General features: G+C 68.2%; 1 protein-coding gene and 1 pseudogene. Both read right to left on the reverse strand.

The genetic code is table 11. The features are described from left to right. Nucleotides 1-5: 5 nt before the first annotated feature. Nucleotides 6-1019 (reverse strand): VWA domain-containing protein, encoded by a 1014-nt coding sequence (locus tag A9X05_RS08385; RefSeq protein ID WP_231978300.1) that lies wholly within the window; start codon nucleotides 1017-1019, stop codon nucleotides 6-8. A 43-nt stretch (nucleotides 1020-1062) separates the two neighbouring features. Next, nucleotides 1063-1348, reverse strand: a pseudogene (locus A9X05_RS08390) (DUF58 domain-containing protein); the annotation flags it as partial.

Genomic DNA, 1348 nt, shown 5'->3' on the forward strand with positions numbered 1-1348 from the left:
CATCCTCATGCAGCTGGCGCGGCAGCGAAGGATGCTGCGCTTCGCCAACATGGAGCTGCTGGAAAGCGTTGCGCCCCGAGCCGAACCCAGCCCACGCTGGCGTCGCCCTTGATGGTCTCGTAGCCGATCTGCTGCTGCAGCGTCGCGTAGACCGCCTTCAGCTCCGCCAGGCTCGCGGCGTTGTACCAACTGCCGCCGGAGAGCTCGGCGACCTTCTTCATCGTCGTGTCGTCGACGGGAACGGGCTGGCGCTGGTCGTTGATCTCGACGAAGCCGTACGGGGTGCCGAACGAGATCGTCGAGATGGGCACGCCCTGGTCCTTGGCGGTGCGCGCGGCGGTGAAGGCGCCCTTCGGGTTGTCCGGATTGGTCGGCATCGTCTCCTTGCCATCCGAGAACAGCACGATGCGCGCCGGTGGCGGCTTGTCGCCGCCGCCGATCACCGCGCCGACCGTCGCGATCGCCTGCAACGCGGTGAAGATGCCCTCCCCGGTGGCGGTGCGGTCGGCGAACTGCAACTTGTCCAGCGCGTTCTTCGTCGCGTCGCGGTTGGTCGTCGGCGACACCAGCACGGTGGCCGTGCCCGCGTACTCGATCAGCCCCAGGTTGATGCCCGGGGTCAGCTCGTCGGCGAACTGCTTGGCCGCCTCCTGCGCGGCCGCCATCCGGTTGGGCTGCACATCGGTGGCGCGCATCGACTGCGACACGTCGATCACCAGCATCACCACCGCCCGGTTGCGGGGAATGCGGACGTCGTTGGTCGGCCCCGCCATCGCGATGGTGAACAGCACCAGCGACGCCACCAGCAGGATCGCCGGCACGTGCCGCCAGCGCGAAGGGCGTTGGGGCGCAACGCTTTCCAGCAGCTCCATGTTGGCGAAGCGCAGCATCCTTCGCTGCCGCGCCAGCTGCATGAGGATGTACATCGCGGCCAGCCCGAACACGACCAACAGGAACAGGAAGAACCAGGAGTGTGCGAAGCCGGACAGCGATATCGGCCCGAGCAATGGCAGTGTCATAAAACCGTCTTGGTGTGTCTGTGCGCCTCGGTCAAAGTGCCCGTCACTGCCGTCCCGCCATCGCCCCGCGCCGGCGGGACTCGACGAAGCGGACGATGTCGGCGATCCAATCGCGGTCGGTGCGCAGGGTCAGTATCGGCGCCCCGCAGCTGCGCACGGTGCGCGCCACCTCGGCGCGGTGCGCGGCGGCAGCCCTGGCAAAATCGTCGCGCAGCTGGGGATCGATGGTGAACTCGCGGGTGACCCCGGATTCGGCGTCCTGCAGCACGACGTCACCGATGTCGGGCAGCTCGACGTCGCGGGGGTCGAGCACCTCGACGGCCAGCACC

Source organism: Mycobacterium sp. E3298, assembly GCF_001666895.1.
Taxonomy (GTDB): domain Bacteria; phylum Actinomycetota; class Actinomycetes; order Mycobacteriales; family Mycobacteriaceae; genus Mycobacterium.